15 protein-coding genes are annotated in these 15489 nt (G+C 64.9%); 11 read left to right on the top strand and 4 right to left on the bottom strand.

Annotation, left to right across the window (positions count from 1 at the left end; translation table 11 throughout):
- Nucleotides 1-20: 20 nt before the first annotated feature.
- From hutI to hutU, 4 genes are read left to right on the top strand one after another with little or no spacing between them, the layout of a single operon-like run.
- A complete protein-coding gene (gene hutI / locus ASE85_RS12555; protein ID WP_056688524.1) occupies nucleotides 21-1217 on the top strand; it encodes an imidazolonepropionase in 1197 nt (398 codons plus the stop codon).
- The gene (gene hutH, locus ASE85_RS12550) at nucleotides 1214-2743 is read left to right on the top strand and encodes a histidine ammonia-lyase (RefSeq protein WP_056688521.1); all 1530 of its coding nucleotides are present in this window, start codon (nucleotides 1214-1216) and stop codon (nucleotides 2741-2743) included. Before hutI ends, hutH begins: the two co-directional genes overlap by 4 nt.
- Nucleotides 2740-3546, top strand: coding sequence for an N-formylglutamate deformylase (gene hutG, locus ASE85_RS12545; protein ID WP_056688518.1), 807 nt, complete (start codon nucleotides 2740-2742; stop codon nucleotides 3544-3546). The genes hutH and hutG overlap by 4 nt, the downstream gene beginning before the upstream one ends.
- Nucleotides 3543-5210, top strand: coding sequence for a urocanate hydratase (gene hutU, locus ASE85_RS12540; protein ID WP_056688514.1), 1668 nt, complete (start codon nucleotides 3543-3545; stop codon nucleotides 5208-5210). Before hutG ends, hutU begins: the two co-directional genes overlap by 4 nt.
- Nucleotides 5211-5749: 539 nt before the next feature.
- Here the strand turns inward: hutU and ASE85_RS12535 are convergent.
- Nucleotides 5750-6226 carry a c-type cytochrome gene (locus ASE85_RS12535; protein WP_056688511.1) on the bottom strand — a complete coding sequence of 159 codons (477 nt, stop codon included), beginning with the start codon at nucleotides 6224-6226 and terminating at the stop codon, nucleotides 5750-5752.
- 213 nt (nucleotides 6227-6439) lie between these two features.
- On the opposite strand from ASE85_RS12535, the gene ASE85_RS12530 reads away from it, so the two are divergent.
- From ASE85_RS12530 to ASE85_RS12500, 7 genes are all read left to right on the top strand, one after another.
- The gene (locus ASE85_RS12530) at nucleotides 6440-7093 is read left to right on the top strand and encodes a TetR/AcrR family transcriptional regulator (RefSeq protein ID WP_056688507.1); all 654 of its coding nucleotides are present in this window, start codon (nucleotides 6440-6442) and stop codon (nucleotides 7091-7093) included.
- An 87-nt stretch (nucleotides 7094-7180) separates the two neighbouring features.
- Nucleotides 7181-8362 carry a hypothetical protein gene (locus ASE85_RS12525; protein ID WP_056688503.1) on the top strand — a complete coding sequence of 394 codons (1182 nt, stop codon included), beginning with the start codon at nucleotides 7181-7183 and terminating at the stop codon, nucleotides 8360-8362.
- Between the two features lie 144 nt (nucleotides 8363-8506).
- Nucleotides 8507-9685 (top strand): amine dehydrogenase large subunit, encoded by a 1179-nt coding sequence (locus ASE85_RS12520; RefSeq protein WP_056688500.1) that lies wholly within the window; start codon nucleotides 8507-8509, stop codon nucleotides 9683-9685.
- A gap of 2 nt (nucleotides 9686-9687) precedes the next feature.
- Entirely contained in the window at nucleotides 9688-10221 is a 534-nt protein-coding gene (locus ASE85_RS12515) for a MauE/DoxX family redox-associated membrane protein (RefSeq protein ID WP_056688498.1), read from the top strand.
- A 4-nt stretch (nucleotides 10222-10225) separates the two neighbouring features.
- The gene (locus ASE85_RS12510; protein ID WP_056688495.1) at nucleotides 10226-10828 is read left to right on the top strand and encodes a hypothetical protein; all 603 of its coding nucleotides are present in this window, start codon (nucleotides 10226-10228) and stop codon (nucleotides 10826-10828) included.
- Nucleotides 10829-10853: 25 nt separating this feature from the next.
- Nucleotides 10854-11399, top strand: coding sequence for a methylamine dehydrogenase light chain (locus ASE85_RS12505; RefSeq protein WP_056688491.1), 546 nt, complete (start codon nucleotides 10854-10856; stop codon nucleotides 11397-11399).
- 11 nt (nucleotides 11400-11410) lie between these two features.
- Nucleotides 11411-11923 carry a c-type cytochrome gene (locus ASE85_RS12500; RefSeq protein ID WP_056688783.1) on the top strand — a complete coding sequence of 171 codons (513 nt, stop codon included), beginning with the start codon at nucleotides 11411-11413 and terminating at the stop codon, nucleotides 11921-11923.
- Nucleotides 11924-11971: 48 nt separating this feature from the next.
- Here the strand turns inward: ASE85_RS12500 and ASE85_RS12495 are convergent, their stop codons facing one another.
- The 3 genes from ASE85_RS12495 to ASE85_RS12485 are packed head-to-tail and all read right to left on the bottom strand — an operon-like array spanning nucleotide 11972 to nucleotide 15482.
- Nucleotides 11972-12547, bottom strand: a complete 576-nt coding sequence (locus ASE85_RS12495) for a hypothetical protein (RefSeq protein WP_156358308.1) — start codon at nucleotides 12545-12547, stop codon at nucleotides 11972-11974.
- Entirely contained in the window at nucleotides 12484-12762 is a 279-nt protein-coding gene (locus tag ASE85_RS12490) for a hypothetical protein (protein WP_056688780.1), read from the bottom strand. Before ASE85_RS12490 ends, ASE85_RS12495 begins: the two co-directional genes overlap by 64 nt.
- Before the next feature lie 50 nt (nucleotides 12763-12812).
- Complete coding sequence (locus tag ASE85_RS12485) at nucleotides 12813-15482, bottom strand: TonB-dependent receptor (RefSeq protein ID WP_443018520.1); 2670 nt, start codon at nucleotides 15480-15482, stop codon at nucleotides 12813-12815.
- Nucleotides 15483-15489 lie beyond the last annotated feature (7 nt).

Here is a 15489-nt window from a genome sequence, read left to right as displayed (position 1 = left end):
GAGGCGGAGGACATCATCTCATGCGATGCGACAGGGTCTGGAGGCATGCCCGGCTGGCAACCATGACCGGCGACGATATGGGGCTGGTCGAAGATGGCCTGATCGCATCGCGCGACGGCATCATCCTCTATGCCGGCCCGGCAAGCACCGCTCCGGCATGGGACGCGACGGCTGTGGTCGATTGCGGTGGCCGCTGGGTCACGCCGGGCCTGATCGATTGCCATACCCATCTGGTCCATGGCGGCGACCGCGCCCAGGAATTCGAGATGCGGCTGGCGGGCGCCAGCTATGAAGAGATCGCCCGCGCCGGCGGCGGCATCCTGTCGACCATGCGCGCCACCCGCGCCGCGAGCGAGGACGCACTGGTCGAGCAGGCCCTGCCCCGGATCGACGCCCTGATCGCGGAGGGCACGACCACGATCGAGGTGAAGTCGGGCTATGGCCTTTGCGCGGACAGCGAAATCCGCATGCTGCGCGCGGCGCGTCGGCTGGGGCGCGAAAGGCGGGTCGGGATCACCACCACCTTCCTTGGCGCGCATGCCCTCCCCCCCGAATATGCCGACGATGCCGATGGCTATATCACCATGCTGTGCGACGATCTGCTGCCGCAGGTCGCGGCGCTGGGCCTGGCCGACGCGGTCGATGCCTTTTGCGAAGGGATCGGCTTCACCCCCGCGCAGACCGCGCGGATGTTCGCGGCGGCTGCCCGGCATGGCCTGCCGGTGAAGCTGCATGCGGAGCAATTGTCCAATCTGCATGGCGCGGCGCTGGCCGCCCGGCATGACGCCCTGTCCGCCGATCATCTGGAATATCTGGATCAGGACGGCATCGCGGCGATGGCCGTAAATGGCACGGTCGCCACCCTGTTGCCCGGCGCTTACTATTTCGTCCGCGAAACCCGATTGCCGCCGATCGAGAGCCTGCGCCGCGCCGGCGTGCCGATCGCGCTCGCCACCGACTGCAATCCGGGCACGTCGCCGCTCACCTCCCTGTTGCTGGTCATGAACATGGGCGCGACCCTGTTCCGCCTGACCGTCGCGGAATGCCTGACCGGCGTGACCCGCAACGCCGCGCGCGCGCTTGGGCTAAGCGATCGCGGCACACTGGAACCGGGCAAACGGTGCGACCTTGCCATCTGGGACATCGAGCGGCCTGCCGAACTGGTTTATCGCATGGGGCTGAACCCGCTCCATGCCCGCATCTGGAGTGGTTCATGACATCGATCCTGCTTGTTCCCGGCGCGGTGCCGCTGGCCGACTGGCGCGCCATCTATCGCGGCGCGGCTGTCCGGCTCGACCCGGCGAGCGCCCCGCGCATCGCCGAAAGCGCCGCCGCGGTCGAGCGCATCCTCGCCCGGCACGAACCCGTCTATGGCATCAACACCGGCTTTGGAAAGCTCGCCAGCGTCCGCATCGGCGACGCTGATCTCGCCACGCTCCAGCGCAATATCGTGCTGAGCCACGCCGCCGGCACCGGCGCGCCCTCGCCCGTTCCGGTCGTGCGGCTGATGATGGCACTGAAGCTAGCCAGCCTGACCCAGGGCGCGTCGGGCGTCCGGCCGCAGACCGTCGCGCTGCTGGAAGCGATGCTGGCGCACGGCCTGACCCCGATCGTCCCGGCGCAGGGATCGGTCGGCGCCAGCGGCGATCTGGCCCCGCTGGCGCACATGGCCGCCACCATGATCGGCGTTGGCGAAATACGGATCGGCGACGAACGCCTGCCCGCCGCGCAAGCGCTCGCCCGCGCCGGGCTGACCCCGCTGGCGCTCGGTCCCAAGGAAGGGCTGGCGCTGCTGAACGGCACCCAATTCTCGACTGCGAACGCGCTCGCCGGCCTGTTCGAGGCGGAAAATCTCTTCCGGTCCGCTCTCGTCACCGGCGCGCTCTCGACCGAGGCGGCGAAGGGTTCGGACACCCCCTTCGACCCGCGCATCCATGCGCTGCGCCGGCATCACGGGCAGATCGCCGTCGCCGATGCACTGCGCGCGCTGATGGCCGGCAGCCATATCCGCGCCAGCCATCTCGACAATGACGCCCGTGTGCAGGACCCCTATTGCCTGCGCTGTCAGCCGCAGGTGATGGGGGCCGTGCTCGACATCCTCCGCCAGTCCGCGACCACGCTGGCCATCGAGGCGAATGGCGTCTCCGACAATCCCCTGATCTTCCCGGAGACGGACGAAGCGCTGTCCGGCGGCAATTTCCATGCCGAGCCGGTCGCCTTCGCCGCCGACATGATCGCCATGGCCATATGCGAGATCGGCTCCATCGCCGAACGGCGCATCGCCATGCTGGTCGATCCGGCGCTGTCTGGCCTGCCCGCCTTTCTGACGCCCCGGCCCGGCCTCAATTCCGGCTTCATGATCCCGCAGGTCACGGCCGCCGCGCTGGTGAGCGAGAACAAGCAGCGCGCCTATCCCGCCAGCGTCGACAGCATCCCGACCTCCGCCAATCAGGAGGACCATGTGTCGATGGCCGCCCATGGCGCGCGCCGCCTGCTGGACATGGCGGACAATGCGACGGCCGTGATCGGCATCGAATATCTCGCCGCGGCCCAAGGGGTGGATTTCCACGCCCCGCTCGCCTCCTCGACCATGCTGGAGGCCGCCCGCGCCCGGCTGCGCGCCATCGTGCCGCATCTGACCGACGACCGCCATTTCCACCCGGATATGGAGGCCGCCAACGCCCTGATCCGCTCCGGCGCGCTCGCCGTCATCGCCGCAGACCATCTGCCGGGCATCGCATGAGCGACTGGTTGTCGACAGCACCCGGCGACGCGCCACTGATCCTTGCCTTCCCCCATGTCGGCAGCGACCTGGCCGACGTGGAGGAGCAATTCCGCTCGCCCTGGCTGGCCCGGCGCGACGCCGACTGGTGGGTGGATCAACTCTACGGTTTCGCCGCCGAAATGGGTGCAACGCTGATCCGCACGACGATCAGCCGCAGCGTCATTGATCTCAACCGTGATCCCTCCGGCGCATCGCTCTATCCGGGGCAGGCGACGACCGACCTTTGCCCGGCCACGACGTTCGACGGCGATCCGCTCTACACAGCGGCGGTCCCGGACGAGGCCGAGATCGTCCGCCGCCGCGCTCGCTGGTTCACGCCTTACCACGCTGCCCTCGCTGCCGAAATCGCCCGGCTGCGCGCGCTGCACCCGCATATCGTCCTCTACGACGCCCACTCGATCCGCAGCCATGTGCCGCGCCTGTTCGACGGCGCACTGCCGATATTCAACATCGGTACTGACGGCGGCGCGACCTGCGACCCGGCCCTGGAAAGCGCCGTCGCCGCGCTCTGCGCCGCCAGCGGCCACAGCCATGTCGTCAATGGCCGCTTCCGGGGTGGCTGGACCACGCGCCATTATGGCAGGCCGCAGCAGGGCGTTCACGCGATCCAGATGGAACTGGCCATGCGCGGCTATCTGACCGAACCGGACCAGCCCGGCCCTGCGAACTGGCCCACCCCGATCGACCCCGATCCCGCTATCCTTCCCACCCTGCGGCAGATCATCGCCGCCTGCATCGACTTTGCGAAAGGCCGTCCATGACCCGCATCGACAATAGCCGCATCATCCGCCCCGCCACCGGCACGACGCTCAGCGCCAAAAGCTGGCTGACCGAAGCGCCCATGCGGATGCTGATGAACAATCTCCATCCCGATGTGGCGGAACGGCCGGAAGAACTGGTCGTCTATGGCGGCATCGGCCGCGCCGCGCGCGACTGGGAAAGCTATGACCGCATTGTCGACACATTGAAGCGGCTGGAAGCCGATGAAACCCTGCTGGTCCAGTCGGGCAAGCCGGTCGGCGTGTTCCGTACCCATGCAGACGCCCCGCGCGTGCTGATCGCCAACTCCAACCTCGTTCCCCATTGGGCGAATTGGGACCATTTCAACGAACTCGATAAGCGCGGCCTCGCCATGTATGGCCAGATGACCGCCGGCTCGTGGATCTATATCGGCACACAGGGCATCGTGCAGGGCACGTACGAAACCTTCGTGGAAATGGGCCGTCAGCACCATGGCGGAAGCCTGAGCGGCAAATGGCTGCTCACGGCCGGCCTTGGCGGCATGGGCGGGGCGCAACCGCTGGCCGCCGTCATGGCCGGCGCCTCCTGCCTCGCGATCGAATGCCAGCCCAGCCGGATCGAGATGCGCCTGCGCACCGGCTATCTCGACGTCGCGGCCTCCACCATCGACGAAGCGATGGCGATCATCGAGCAAAGCTGCGCCCGGAAGAAGCCCGTCTCGGTCGGCCTGCTCGGCAATGCCGCCGAATTGCTACCGCAGATGTTCGCGCGCGGCATCCGCCCGGACCTCCTCACCGACCAGACCAGCGCGCATGATCCGGTCAACGGCTATCTGCCGATCGGCTGGACCGTCGCGGAGTGGATCGAACGGCGCGAACGCGCGCCCGAAGCCGTCGCGAAGGCCGCCAAGGCGAGCATGGCCGTCCATGTCCGCGCGATGCTGGATTTTCAGGCAGCAGGCGTCCCCACCACCGATTATGGCAATAATATCCGTCAGATGGCGAAGGATGAAGGGGTCGACAACGCCTTCGACTTCCCCGGCTTCGTGCCGGCCTATATCCGCCCGCTCTTCTGCCGTGGCATCGGCCCGTTCCGATGGGCGGCGCTGTCGGGCGACCCGGAGGATATCTACAGGACCGACGCCAAGGTGAAGGAACTGCTCCCCGACAACGCGCACCTCCATAACTGGCTCGACATGGCGCGGGAGAAGATTCATTTTCAGGGCATGCCCGCACGCATCTGCTGGGTCGGACTGGGCGACCGCCATCGCCTCGGCCTCGCCTTCAACGACATGGTGGCGAAGGGGGAACTGAAAGCCCCCGTCGTCATCGGTCGCGACCATCTGGACTCAGGTTCGGTCGCCTCCCCCAATCGCGAAACCGAAGCGATGATGGACGGCTCGGATGCAGTCAGCGACTGGCCCCTGCTCAACGCGCTGCTCAACACCGCCAGCGGCGCGACCTGGGTGTCGCTCCACCACGGCGGCGGCGTCGGCATGGGCTACAGCCAGCATAGCGGCATGGTGATCGTGGCGGATGGCACCCCCGAAGCGGCGAAGCGGCTGGAGCGCGTCCTGTGGAACGACCCCGCCACCGGCGTCATGCGCCATGCCGACGCCGGCTATCCGCTGGCGCGCGCCTGCGCAGAGGAAAAGAGGCTCGACCTGCCCGGCATAATGGGTTGATCCCGTGACGGCCTGCGGACCGGGACAGCCTATCCCCTCTCCTGCGAGCGATAATGGCTCGGCGGAGCGATGGAAGGCCCCCGCGACCATACGGGCGATCAGGTTTCAATCGATCTTCTGTTGCCTGGGCGCTGGCGCCATACCCGGACACACTCAAAATCCACTGTCCGTTCCAGAACCTCAAGCGGGCCGCCATGCCGGCCCGGCATCGCAGGATGGTCATTCAGGCTGAAAAGGGACTTGGGGTCCATGGCAGATCACCTCCAATGGCTACCTCCACGATGAATCCTCAATACATCAAATCCGCCAATGGTCTTGCGGATGTCCTGCTGGCCTTCATGCCTGTGGCCATGTCGACGGGGTCGCCCGGATCAGCCGGCAGAAGCCAATGCGACCACGCTCGCAAATCTCGCGCAAGAGGCACCGTCCGCTTGATCTCATCAGGGCTACTGGGAAATATTTGATTCTGATGTGGTTTATGGTTTGGAATACGCACCGGGCCAAGCCGCCGCACGGTGGCGTATTTCAGATCCACCGCATTAGCGGATCAGCCCCTTGGCGGCGAGACGGCCGCGTTCCGCCGCGACCTGCGCCGCCGTCATCTTGCCGCCCGCCCGAACCTTCGCGATTTCGGCGGCGGTGAAGGGTGCGCCCGCCTTCGCGGCCTTCTTCAACGACACCGCATGGTTCAGCACGTCGGCGACATCCTGGTCGCTCAGCGTCCCCATGCCCGGCATCAGGCCGGTAATCTTCCGGTCGTCCACCATGATCGGGCCGTAAATGCCGTAAAGCAGCACCATCGCCAGATAGCGCCGTCCGTCCGGGCTGGTCGCGATCTCGGACACCCGGCCGCTCAGTCGCGGGAACTGCCCCGGCAACCCGGCGCCCGACGGCTGGTGGCACATCGAACAGCGGCCAGCGAAGGTCTGGGGACCGCCCGCACTCGCCACCCCGGATGCTGTTGCGACCGCGACGGCCAGTAGGGAAAGAGTGACGCGCCTGATACCCTGAATCATCGCCTGATATGCTCCCGGACATGGTGGACGCTTGACCGGAAACTGCGCCCGCCGGGCCGCCGTCTCCAATTTCGCGCCTCTTCCCAATCTTGTATGGATGCAACAATATTGGACAGTCTTCAAATATTCGTCAAGCCGCTCTTTCGCCCCCCGGCGCAAAGGGTGGCGCATTCGCCCCGGCCATGATAGGAAAGCGGTCAAGGCAGATGTGACATGATACTTGCTCCCTCACGGCCCGGCATCTACGCCCGCGGGTCCGAAACGGTCGACCATATCCTCAAGGCGGCCCTTGGCGTCTTGATCGACGAGGGCGCCGACGCCTTCACCCTGCGCCGCATCGCCGCGCGCTGCGACATGAAGGTCGGCAATGTCAGCTATCATTTCCCGCGCAAGGAAATGCTGATCCAGGTGATGCTGGACGAGATGCTGGAATCCTATGACAAGCTGCTGGAGGAAATGGTGCGCAAGCCCGGCCTTGTAGCGGAAGAACGGCTGAAACTGGTCATCATCCTGTGCCTGGATGATATCCAGACCAAGCGCACCACCCATTTGTTCACCGAACTCTGGGCGCTCGCCAACCAGAGCGCGTTCGTCGCCGACCGCGTCCGCCTCTTCTACGGCAAGGTGCATGAAGTGATCGGCGAATATGTGGCGCAGGTCAATCCGGCGTTGAGCGCGGACGAGGTGCATAGCGTCGCCCTGTTCATCAGCGCGTCGATGGAAGGATCGACGCCGTTCCTGGGCCATCAAAAGCCCTGGGCGCACAAGATGCCGGTCTTCACCGCGATGGCCGCCATGTCGTTGGTGCATCTTGCCAAGACGGTGACTTCGCGCGATCTTGCGGGGCTGATGACCGAAGCGGCCTGAGTCCGCCTGATCGAATCGGCATAAGGGAGGGGAATGATCTGAACGGCAGGGGCGCCACCGGTGCCCGTTCATGCTGTGGGGATCATCATGGAAGGACGCCGCCTCCTGCCCTTATGGGCAACCGACCGGACCACCGCCTGCATCGTCGCGGCGGCGCTGGCCCTGCTGCAACCCGGCATCGACCCCGTCTTCCTGACCCTGCTCAGCGCCGCGACCGGCCTCGCCCCGTCCGACCATGGCTGGATCGTCGGCGCGACCCAGGGCGGCATGGCGATCGGCGCGGTCCTCGTCTGGCGCGGCGGCGCCCGACTGCCCCAGGGCACGCCCGCCGTCGCATCGCTGGTCGCGCTCGCCGCCAGCCTGCTGACGCCCGCGCTGGAAGAGTTGGAAGCGCTGGTCGCGATACGCGGCCTGTTCGGCATCGGCATGGGCATCGCCTATACCCATGCCATGAGCATGGCCGCGTCGCATCGACCCACCGGGGCCTATGGCGCCGTCTTCCTGATCCAGTTGCTGCTCTCCACCCTGGTCGCACTGGCACTGCCGGCGATCGGCGACGCGACGGGTCCGGCCGCTGCGCTGCGCCTGCTGGCACTGGCGCCCGTCGCCTTGCTGCTGCTGGCCGCCCGCTCTCCGTCCGTTGGCCCGGCGCCCGCCCGCACGCTCGCCCCGGACGAACGGACAGCGCCCCCGCTTCATGCCTGGGCGCTGGCCGCCGCGCTCTTCTGCTTTATCGCCGCGACCATGATGATCTGGAGCTTTGCCGGAGCGCTCGCCATGGCAGCCGGCATGGGCGACAATGTGGTCGGCACCGCCGTCGCGATCGGGTCGCTGGTCGGCGCGCTGACGGCCCTGGCGGTCATGCGCGAACATGCCGTCATGCCGCTGCCGCTCACGGGCCTGCTGTCGGGCCTCTGCCTGCTGGCGCCGCTGGCGCTGACCCGTCCGGGCGAACCTGCCCTGTTCATCCTTGCGATCGGCCTGCTCAACATCGGCTCGACCGCCACGATCATCCGCTTCTCCGGGCTGGCGACGTCCGCAGCCGACGGCAGCCCGCTGTTCCGCCGCTTCGTCGCCTGCGTCCACAGTCTCGGCATGATCGCCGGGCCGGTGGCAGGCTCCATGCTGTCGGACGGTTTCGGCGCGCAAGGTCTGGTCGATGGCGCGCTCGCCACGCTGGCATGCGGCTGTATCGCGCTGCTGATGGCGGCACTGCCGCGCGGCCGGTCCCTGCGACTTGTGCGCGGCGTGGACGAAATCATCGCCTGAAATTGCTGCATCGCAAAAATATTGTCTAAAGCCGGCTCAACCCCCTTGACCAATTCTTGACACTTGTCCAGCCTTCATCCGAGCGCAAGGAAAGGCGATCGACGAGTCCTTTCCCGCCGCACCGATCAAGGGGGATCACACCAGATGTCGAACCGCGTCGTCAGGGGATTTTTCGCCGCCACTGCCATGGGTTTTACCCTGTGCGCAGCCGTCACCACTCATGCCGCACCCGCCGACACCATGGCTGCGCTGGAACCGGAAACGTCCGACGTCGTGACGATGGAGCCGCCCAAGCCCAACTGGTTCTTCATCGACGGCGGCTGGGACATGCCGGGCACCAGCATCTTCGACGGGGAAACCGGCAAGATGAAGGGCATGGTCGAAACCCGCCGCCTGGCCGACATGGCGATCGATCCGGCGGGCCGCTATTATTATGTCGCCGAAACCATCTGGTCGAAGGGCGATCGCGGCACCCGGCAGGACATGGTGTCGGTCTACGACACCCGCGAACTCAAGCTGGTCACGGAAATCACCATTCCCGACCGTATCCTCATCGGATCGCGCAAGAATAACTTCATCATCAGCGACGATGGCAAGACCGGCTTCGTCTATAATCTCAGCCCCGCATCCTCGGTGAACATCGTCGATCTGGTGAAGCGCAAGTTCGTCGCCAATGTCGAACTGCCCGGCTGCGCCAGCATGATGCCCAATCCGGGCGTCGGCTTCTCCGCCCTGTGCGGCGACGGATCGCTCGCCACGGTGAAGCTGACCGGGACGAAGGCCGACATCACCCACAGCGCGCCCTTCTTCTCGGCCACCGACGATCCGATCTTCGACAATTTCACCTATGACCGCAAGAAGAAGGAAACGACCTTCCTCAGCTACACCGGCCAGGTCTGGACCGCCAGGCTCGGCCCCGCGCCGACCATCTCCGCCCCCTTCTCGATCCAGGCGGCCGCCGGCATCCGGCCGGGCGAAACCAAACCGCTGGAACTCAACTGGTATCCGGGCGGACGCCAGCCCATGGCCCTGCACCGCGCCACCGGCCATCTGTTCGTGCTGATGCACATGGGCGAATATTGGTCGCACAAGGCATCGGGTACGGAAGTCTGGGAAGTCGACCTCGCCACGCAAAAGGTCGTGAAGCGCCGCCCGCTGGAAGAGCCGATGAACAATATCGAAGTCACCCAGTCGGACAAGCCGCTGCTCATCATGGACGGGGAAAAGGGCACCGCCCTCGTCATCGACCTCGCCACCTGGGAGGAAAAGCACAAGATCGAAAAAGCCGGCGGCAGCACCATCACGGTCGCGGACCCGTCCTGACCATGGCGCTGGGTCTGGCGATCGCCGCGCTGGCGGCTGCCATCGGGATCGGCCTGATCCTGTTGCAAGCGGGCGTATCGAAACTGCGTCACCGTGCCCTGCTGCCCGGCGTGATCGCCAATTACCGGCTGTTGCCGTCCGCGCTGGTGCCGCCGGCCGCCACCATCCTGCCGCTGGCGGAGATCGCGATCGGCGCCACGCTGATCGCTGGCCTCGCGCCTGTGCCGGTGCTGCTCGCCATGCTGCTGCTGGCCACCTTTGCCGGCGCGATGGCGATCAATATCCGGCGCGGCCGCAGCCATATCGACTGCGGCTGCGGCCGATCCCAGTTGCGCCACCCGATCGGCTGGCCGCTGGTGGTCCGCAACCTGCTGCTCATCGCGCTGGTCGCGCCGCGCCTGTTGCCCGCCCCACCGCTTTCATCTCTCGACATCGCCACCGCCGCCGCCGGCGGAATCGCTTTGTTCCTCGCTTACCATCTGCTCGGCGCCCTGCTGGCGCTGATCGCCTCCCCTGCCGCCGCCTACCGGAGATAGACATATGCTGACGTCGCTCATCATCGCGCAGATCCTCTCCTGGGTCGTCTTGCTGGCGCTTGGCGTCGGGCTGCTCGCGGTCGCGCGGCAGGTCGGCGTGCTGCATATCCGCGTGGCGCCTGCCGGCGCGCTCGCCACCAGCGGCGGCCCGGCGGTCGGCGACGCGATCGTGAAGATCGACGCCCGCACCATCGAAGGCGCGCCGGTGACGATCGGTGGCCATGCCCATGACACGGCGCTGCGCCTGCTGATGTTCGTGTCCGCCCAATGCCCGCTGTGCAAGAATATCATCCCGATGGCCAAGTCCTTCGCCCGCGACGAGCGGGTCACGCTGACCTTCGTGGGCGATGATGATGTCGCCGCCCAGCGCGCCATGATCGCCCAGCATGGGCTGGACGGCTACGCCTTCGTCAACGGCCCCGACGCGGGGCAAGCCTATGGCGTCGCCAAACTGCCCTTCGCCGTGCTGCTCGATGCCGAAGGCACCATCCTGTCCAAGGGGCTGGTCAACAGCCGCGAGCATCTGGAAAGCCTGATCGTCGCCCATGAAATGGGGATCGCCACGGTGCAGGACTATATCGGTTCGCTCAAGGCGCAGGCGGCCTGAATTTTCAAACAAGGGGGTCCGTACCATGAAGAAGTTCGACGCCGATGCCATGGGGGAAAAGCTGCTGCGCAAGCTGGCCGGCGGCAGTTCGCGCCGCTCGATGCTCTCGCGCCTGGGGGCCGTCCTGGTCGCTGCGCCAGCTTTCCCGCTGCTGCCGGTCAGCCGCGCCGAAGCGGCCAAGCCCGACCGCTCGCCCGAAGCCAAGACCGCCTTTGCCCGCACCGCGCAGAGCAAGGATGAAACCAAGTGCGACTATTGGCGCTATTGCGCGATCGACGGCGCGCTCTGCACCTGCTGCGGCGGCGGCATCCATAGCTGCCCGGCGGGGTCGGAGCCTTCGCCCGTCTCCTGGGTCGGCACCTGCATCAACCCGGACGATGGCAAGGCCTATCTGATCGCCTATCGCGACTGTTGCGGCAAGCCCGCCTGCGGCCAGTGCGGCTGCGACAATACCGACCGCGAGACGCAGCTTTACATGCCCCAGCTCAACAATGACGTGATCTGGTGTTTCGGCACCAGCAGCATGGAGTATCATTGCTCGACCGCCGTGCTGGTGGGCGCGGCAAGCTGAGCCAGCGGACCATGAAGCGCGCGTTGCTGATCGGATCGCTGGCGCTGCTCGGCGCGGTCGGCATCGGCCGCGCCGCGCTGCCACCCATGGGGCTGCTCCCCGCTGCGATCACCGATCCCGATCTCGCCCGGTCCGACTATGTCGAAAATTGCGGCGGCTGCCACGGGGTGCAGGGCAGCGCCGCGCCCGCCGCCCTGCCCGAACTGCGCGGCCGGGTCGGCTGGTTCCTCTGCACGCCGCAGACCCGCGCCTATCTCATCCGCCTGCCCAATGTCGCGCTCAGCCGGATCAGGGATAATCAGCAACTGGCCGACATGATGAACTTCGTCGTCTTCGGCCTGGGCGGCGGCAGCGTGCCCCAGGGCAGCACTCCCTTCACCGCTGAAGAGATCGCCCGCGAACGCCGCTTCGCCCTGTCCTCCGCCTCCCTGACAGCCGAACGCGCCCGCCACGTCGAAACCGCGATCAGGCAGTGCCACGCACCAGCATCACTGCGGCTGCTGTTTCCGTCTGCGGGGCGTTGAGGAGGATTAGTTCAAGATTGCGGAGAAGGCATATCGCCTAGAACTTTTTCAGCGAATGAAGTTCAGCCCAAATTTATTCGCGACATTCTCCAATGCCTTCTCATCCGCGTTGTCTTCCAGGAGGAGAGTATCCGTGCGGACGTCGCCAGATATGACGCGAAGATGCTCAGCCGGTGCGTAGAATTCTGCTCCCCATCGTTGATCGCTGACCATGGCCGTCACAGCTTTCTTTAGTCGACGGTCCCAACGATCATGCCAGACCACCTGCCTCCTTGTTCTCAATCCGGTAAGGCGGAACACGCCTTCCTTGAAAAGCCATTGGTAAAAAGCCCGGAATTGACAGCATTGTTCGCGATAGACGGCTTCAAATCCTGCCGCACGCGCGCGCTCAAACGCAATGAACGGGTTTAGCTCCCACTCTTCTTCGGTCAGCCAATGGTCAAAGACTGAAACAGCGTATCGCCTGTAGCCCAATTCATGCAGCAAGCCATCAGTCCAATCGTCTGGCTGCGGAAAATATTCGATGCCGCCTGTGGTCATACAGGCATGGTAGCACAGCATCATTGATGTGGAACGGATTTCCGCCCCTCCCCCGGCCAGCAAGTCGTGCACCGTCGCCAGCACGTCACCCCCGGCATCGCCGCAGCCGGCGTCAGTCCCGGTTCGGGATGCAGCCCCGCCAATATCTCCGGCGCCACGCCCTCGGGCGCCGCGCGGCTGTGGCACATCAGGCATCTGCGGCGATAGTCCGCCCGCGTCAGGCCGGAATGATCCTCCTGCGCGCGCGGCGCCGCCGGCATGGCGAGCGCCAGACCCGCCATCCCAAAGACTATGGCCATGCCCCGCGCGGATATCCGGCGGAGCATGGCCATATTGTTCGGCGACCTGTTTAGAATTTTTGGCCGAACCTGACGCCGAAAAATTGCGGCTTGATGGTGAAGGTGCGCGAGGAATTGGCGCAGAAGTCGATCGAGCAGAAGGTGTTCTTGGTCAACTGCCCGCGCTTGTCGAACGCATTTTGCAGGAAGAAGCTCAGCGTCCAGTTATCCTTCTTAATCCCCCCGGAAAAGTCGAAGCTGACAAAGCCCTTCGTACTGCCCAGCAACCTGTTGGCATTGACGTTGAGATCCTGCGTGGCCCCGGTCTGGTAGAGCGCCGCGCCCTGAAGGAAACCACTATAATCGCCGAACATGGTGTCATAGCGGATCGATGTCGTGCCCTTGAATCTGGGCTGACGCGGCAGGCGGGTGCCGTCGTCTGCGGCCACGGTCGGGATCGGCGGATTGCCTTCGGTAAAGGTGCCCTGCGAACAGGTCGCCAATTGCGAAATCGACTCCGTTTCGGCATTCACCGCGAAATTGCAGAAATCGCCCTTCAGCTTGGCGTCGTTGAAGGCGCCGGAAGAATTGATGGTGATCTTCCCCAGCTTCAGGCTGGCATCATATTCGATGCCCTTCACTTCCGCCTTGCCCGCATTGCCGGTCATGCCTGCGCCCTGCGCGCCCGCCACGACGACGCCATATTGAATATTATTCCATTTTTCGAAGTAGATGGCCGCATTCAGACGGAAGATATTGTTCCAGGTCGTCTTCACGCCCAACTCATAATTGGTCAGCGTCTCGGACTCGAAGGACGGAACTTCGGCCAGGAAGGACGGCTTCGTCGCCGTGGCGCGGATACGCAGCGGCCGATTGAAGCCACCGGGCCGGAAGCCGGTCGAATAATTGGCATAGACCATCTTGTCGGGCGTGATCTGCCAGTCGACCGCAACCTTGTGCGTTTCGCCATTTTCCTTGTAGCGGCCCGTCCGGTCATCCGCGAGCGGATTGGTGTTGAGGCAGGTCAGGCGCTGATCGGCCGGCAAGGGGGTTTCGCATCCCACCGCCTGCGCCGACGCCGCGACGCCGGCAAAGCCCACGACCGAATAATCGGTCCAGAAATAGCGTATACCGCCCGTCACCTTCACCGTCGGCGTGATGTTGTAATGGCCTTCGGCGAAGATCGCCTTGTCATGATAAAGCTGGTTCTGCTCGACGATATAATAGCCATCGCCCTTCGCCGCCGGATTGCCGATGACCATCGTGCCGCCAGCGGATTCGGGAATGCCAAAGCCGTCCAGCGTGGTTTCATTGCCGTCGCAGACATCCTCGACCACCGAATAGGCGCACGCGGCGGTATAGCCCACGACATTTTCCAGCCCGCGGATCGCATAATAGGTGTTCAGCTTGTTCGATTGGCGCTGGTAGAATCCGCCGATCGTCACGTCGAACGGCCAGTCCTTCGGCGTCGAAATGCGCAATTCCTGCGTGAATTTGTTCCGCTTGGTATCGGCATGATAATATTGCGTCGGATCGAGCAGGGTCGTGCATTTCAGGCTGTCGCCCGATCCCGTACATCCGGCCGCATCGAAAAATTGCAGATAGCTTTCATAGCCGCCGCCAAATCCATCATAGGTGACGGTGTAATAGGTATAGTCGTTCAGCGTGCGCGTGCGCCGCTTGAAATAGCCGGTCGCCGACACAACGTCCCAGTCGCCGATATGGCCGTGGATCGACAACGCCGCCTGATACCAGCGATCGTCATTCTTCGTCTTGTCATAGTCATGGACTTCCAGGTCGCCCACGCGCGGATCATAGCCGAAATAGCCGTTCGCAACCTGCTTCTGCGCGGTGATGGACGGGTTGAACGACCATCCCTCGACCGGCTCCCACAGCAACTGCAACCGGCCGCCAAATTCCTTGATCGTGTTGTAATCGTCCTTCGCGATGTCGCTGTTGTCGAGATTATAGAAGGTCAGCGGGTTGGTATCGCCCAGATTATAGACGGCCGGATCGCCGTTGTTCAGCTTCCCCTCATTGGGTGTATTGTCGATATAGCCGCCGTCGCGCCGGTAATAGCCCATGGCGCGGATCGCCAGCGTGTCGCTGACCGGCACGTTGACATAGGATTCCAGTTGCCCGCCAAAATCGCCCTTGCCATATTTATTGGCTTCGACGTCATAGCCGAACTCGAACTTGTCCAGATTGGGCTTGTTGGTGATCAGGCGGATCGTGCCCGACAATGAACCGGCGCCATACAGCGTCCCCTGCGGCCCGGACAGCGCCTCGACGCGCTCCATGTCATAGGCGTGGATATCGGGCACTTCGGTCCCGGTGATGGGAATATCGTCCAGATAATAGCCGACCGAGGCATAGGCGCCGCCTGCCGGCACGATTCCCCGGAAAAAGGCGGTGTTGCGACCCGGTCCGATCCCCTCGAACGACACCGACGGCAGCAGGGCGGCGAAATCGCTCAGCCCCTTGACCTGCCGCTGCGACAGCACCTCGGCGCCCAGCGCCTGCATGGAAATCGGCACCTTCTGGATGCTCTGCGCGCTGCGGGTCGCGGTGACCACGATTTCGCTCAGGCCCGACGCTGCGTCCCCCGCCGCCTCGGCGCTGTCCGCGGCCTGCGGAACGGGTTCCTGCGCCATGGCGGGCGCGATCATCGGTGTCAGAAACGTGCTCGTACCCAGCGCGCAGAACATGCGCACCCTGTGCGAACGGAGACGAATGGCCATACGAATA

The sequence above is a fragment of the Sphingobium sp. Leaf26 genome (assembly GCF_001421665.1).
Lineage (GTDB): Bacteria > Pseudomonadota > Alphaproteobacteria > Sphingomonadales > Sphingomonadaceae > Sphingobium.
This window is presented reverse-complemented; position numbering and strand designations above follow the sequence as displayed.

Coding starts and splice junctions, on each gene's coding strand:
- ASE85_RS12510 (WP_056688495.1), top strand. CDS start 10,226: ATGCTGACGTCGCTCATCATCGCGCAGATCCTCTCCTGGGTCGTCTTG.
- ASE85_RS12530 (WP_056688507.1), top strand. CDS start 6,440: ATGATACTTGCTCCCTCACGGCCCGGCATCTACGCCCGCGGGTCCGAA.
- hutI (WP_056688524.1), top strand. CDS start 21: ATGCGATGCGACAGGGTCTGGAGGCATGCCCGGCTGGCAACCATGACC.
- hutU (WP_056688514.1), top strand. CDS start 3,543: ATGACCCGCATCGACAATAGCCGCATCATCCGCCCCGCCACCGGCACG.
- ASE85_RS12520 (WP_056688500.1), top strand. CDS start 8,507: ATGTCGAACCGCGTCGTCAGGGGATTTTTCGCCGCCACTGCCATGGGT.
- ASE85_RS12505 (WP_056688491.1), top strand. CDS start 10,854: ATGAAGAAGTTCGACGCCGATGCCATGGGGGAAAAGCTGCTGCGCAAG.
- ASE85_RS12515 (WP_056688498.1), top strand. CDS start 9,688: ATGGCGCTGGGTCTGGCGATCGCCGCGCTGGCGGCTGCCATCGGGATC.
- ASE85_RS12525 (WP_056688503.1), top strand. CDS start 7,181: ATGGAAGGACGCCGCCTCCTGCCCTTATGGGCAACCGACCGGACCACC.
- hutG (WP_056688518.1), top strand. CDS start 2,740: ATGAGCGACTGGTTGTCGACAGCACCCGGCGACGCGCCACTGATCCTT.
- ASE85_RS12490 (WP_056688780.1), bottom strand. CDS start 12,762: ATGGCCATAGTCTTTGGGATGGCGGGTCTGGCGCTCGCCATGCCGGCG.
- ASE85_RS12535 (WP_056688511.1), bottom strand. CDS start 6,226: ATGATTCAGGGTATCAGGCGCGTCACTCTTTCCCTACTGGCCGTCGCG.
- ASE85_RS12500 (WP_056688783.1), top strand. CDS start 11,411: ATGAAGCGCGCGTTGCTGATCGGATCGCTGGCGCTGCTCGGCGCGGTC.
- ASE85_RS12485 (WP_443018520.1), bottom strand. CDS start 15,482: ATGGCCATTCGTCTCCGTTCGCACAGGGTGCGCATGTTCTGCGCGCTG.
- hutH (WP_056688521.1), top strand. CDS start 1,214: ATGACATCGATCCTGCTTGTTCCCGGCGCGGTGCCGCTGGCCGACTGG.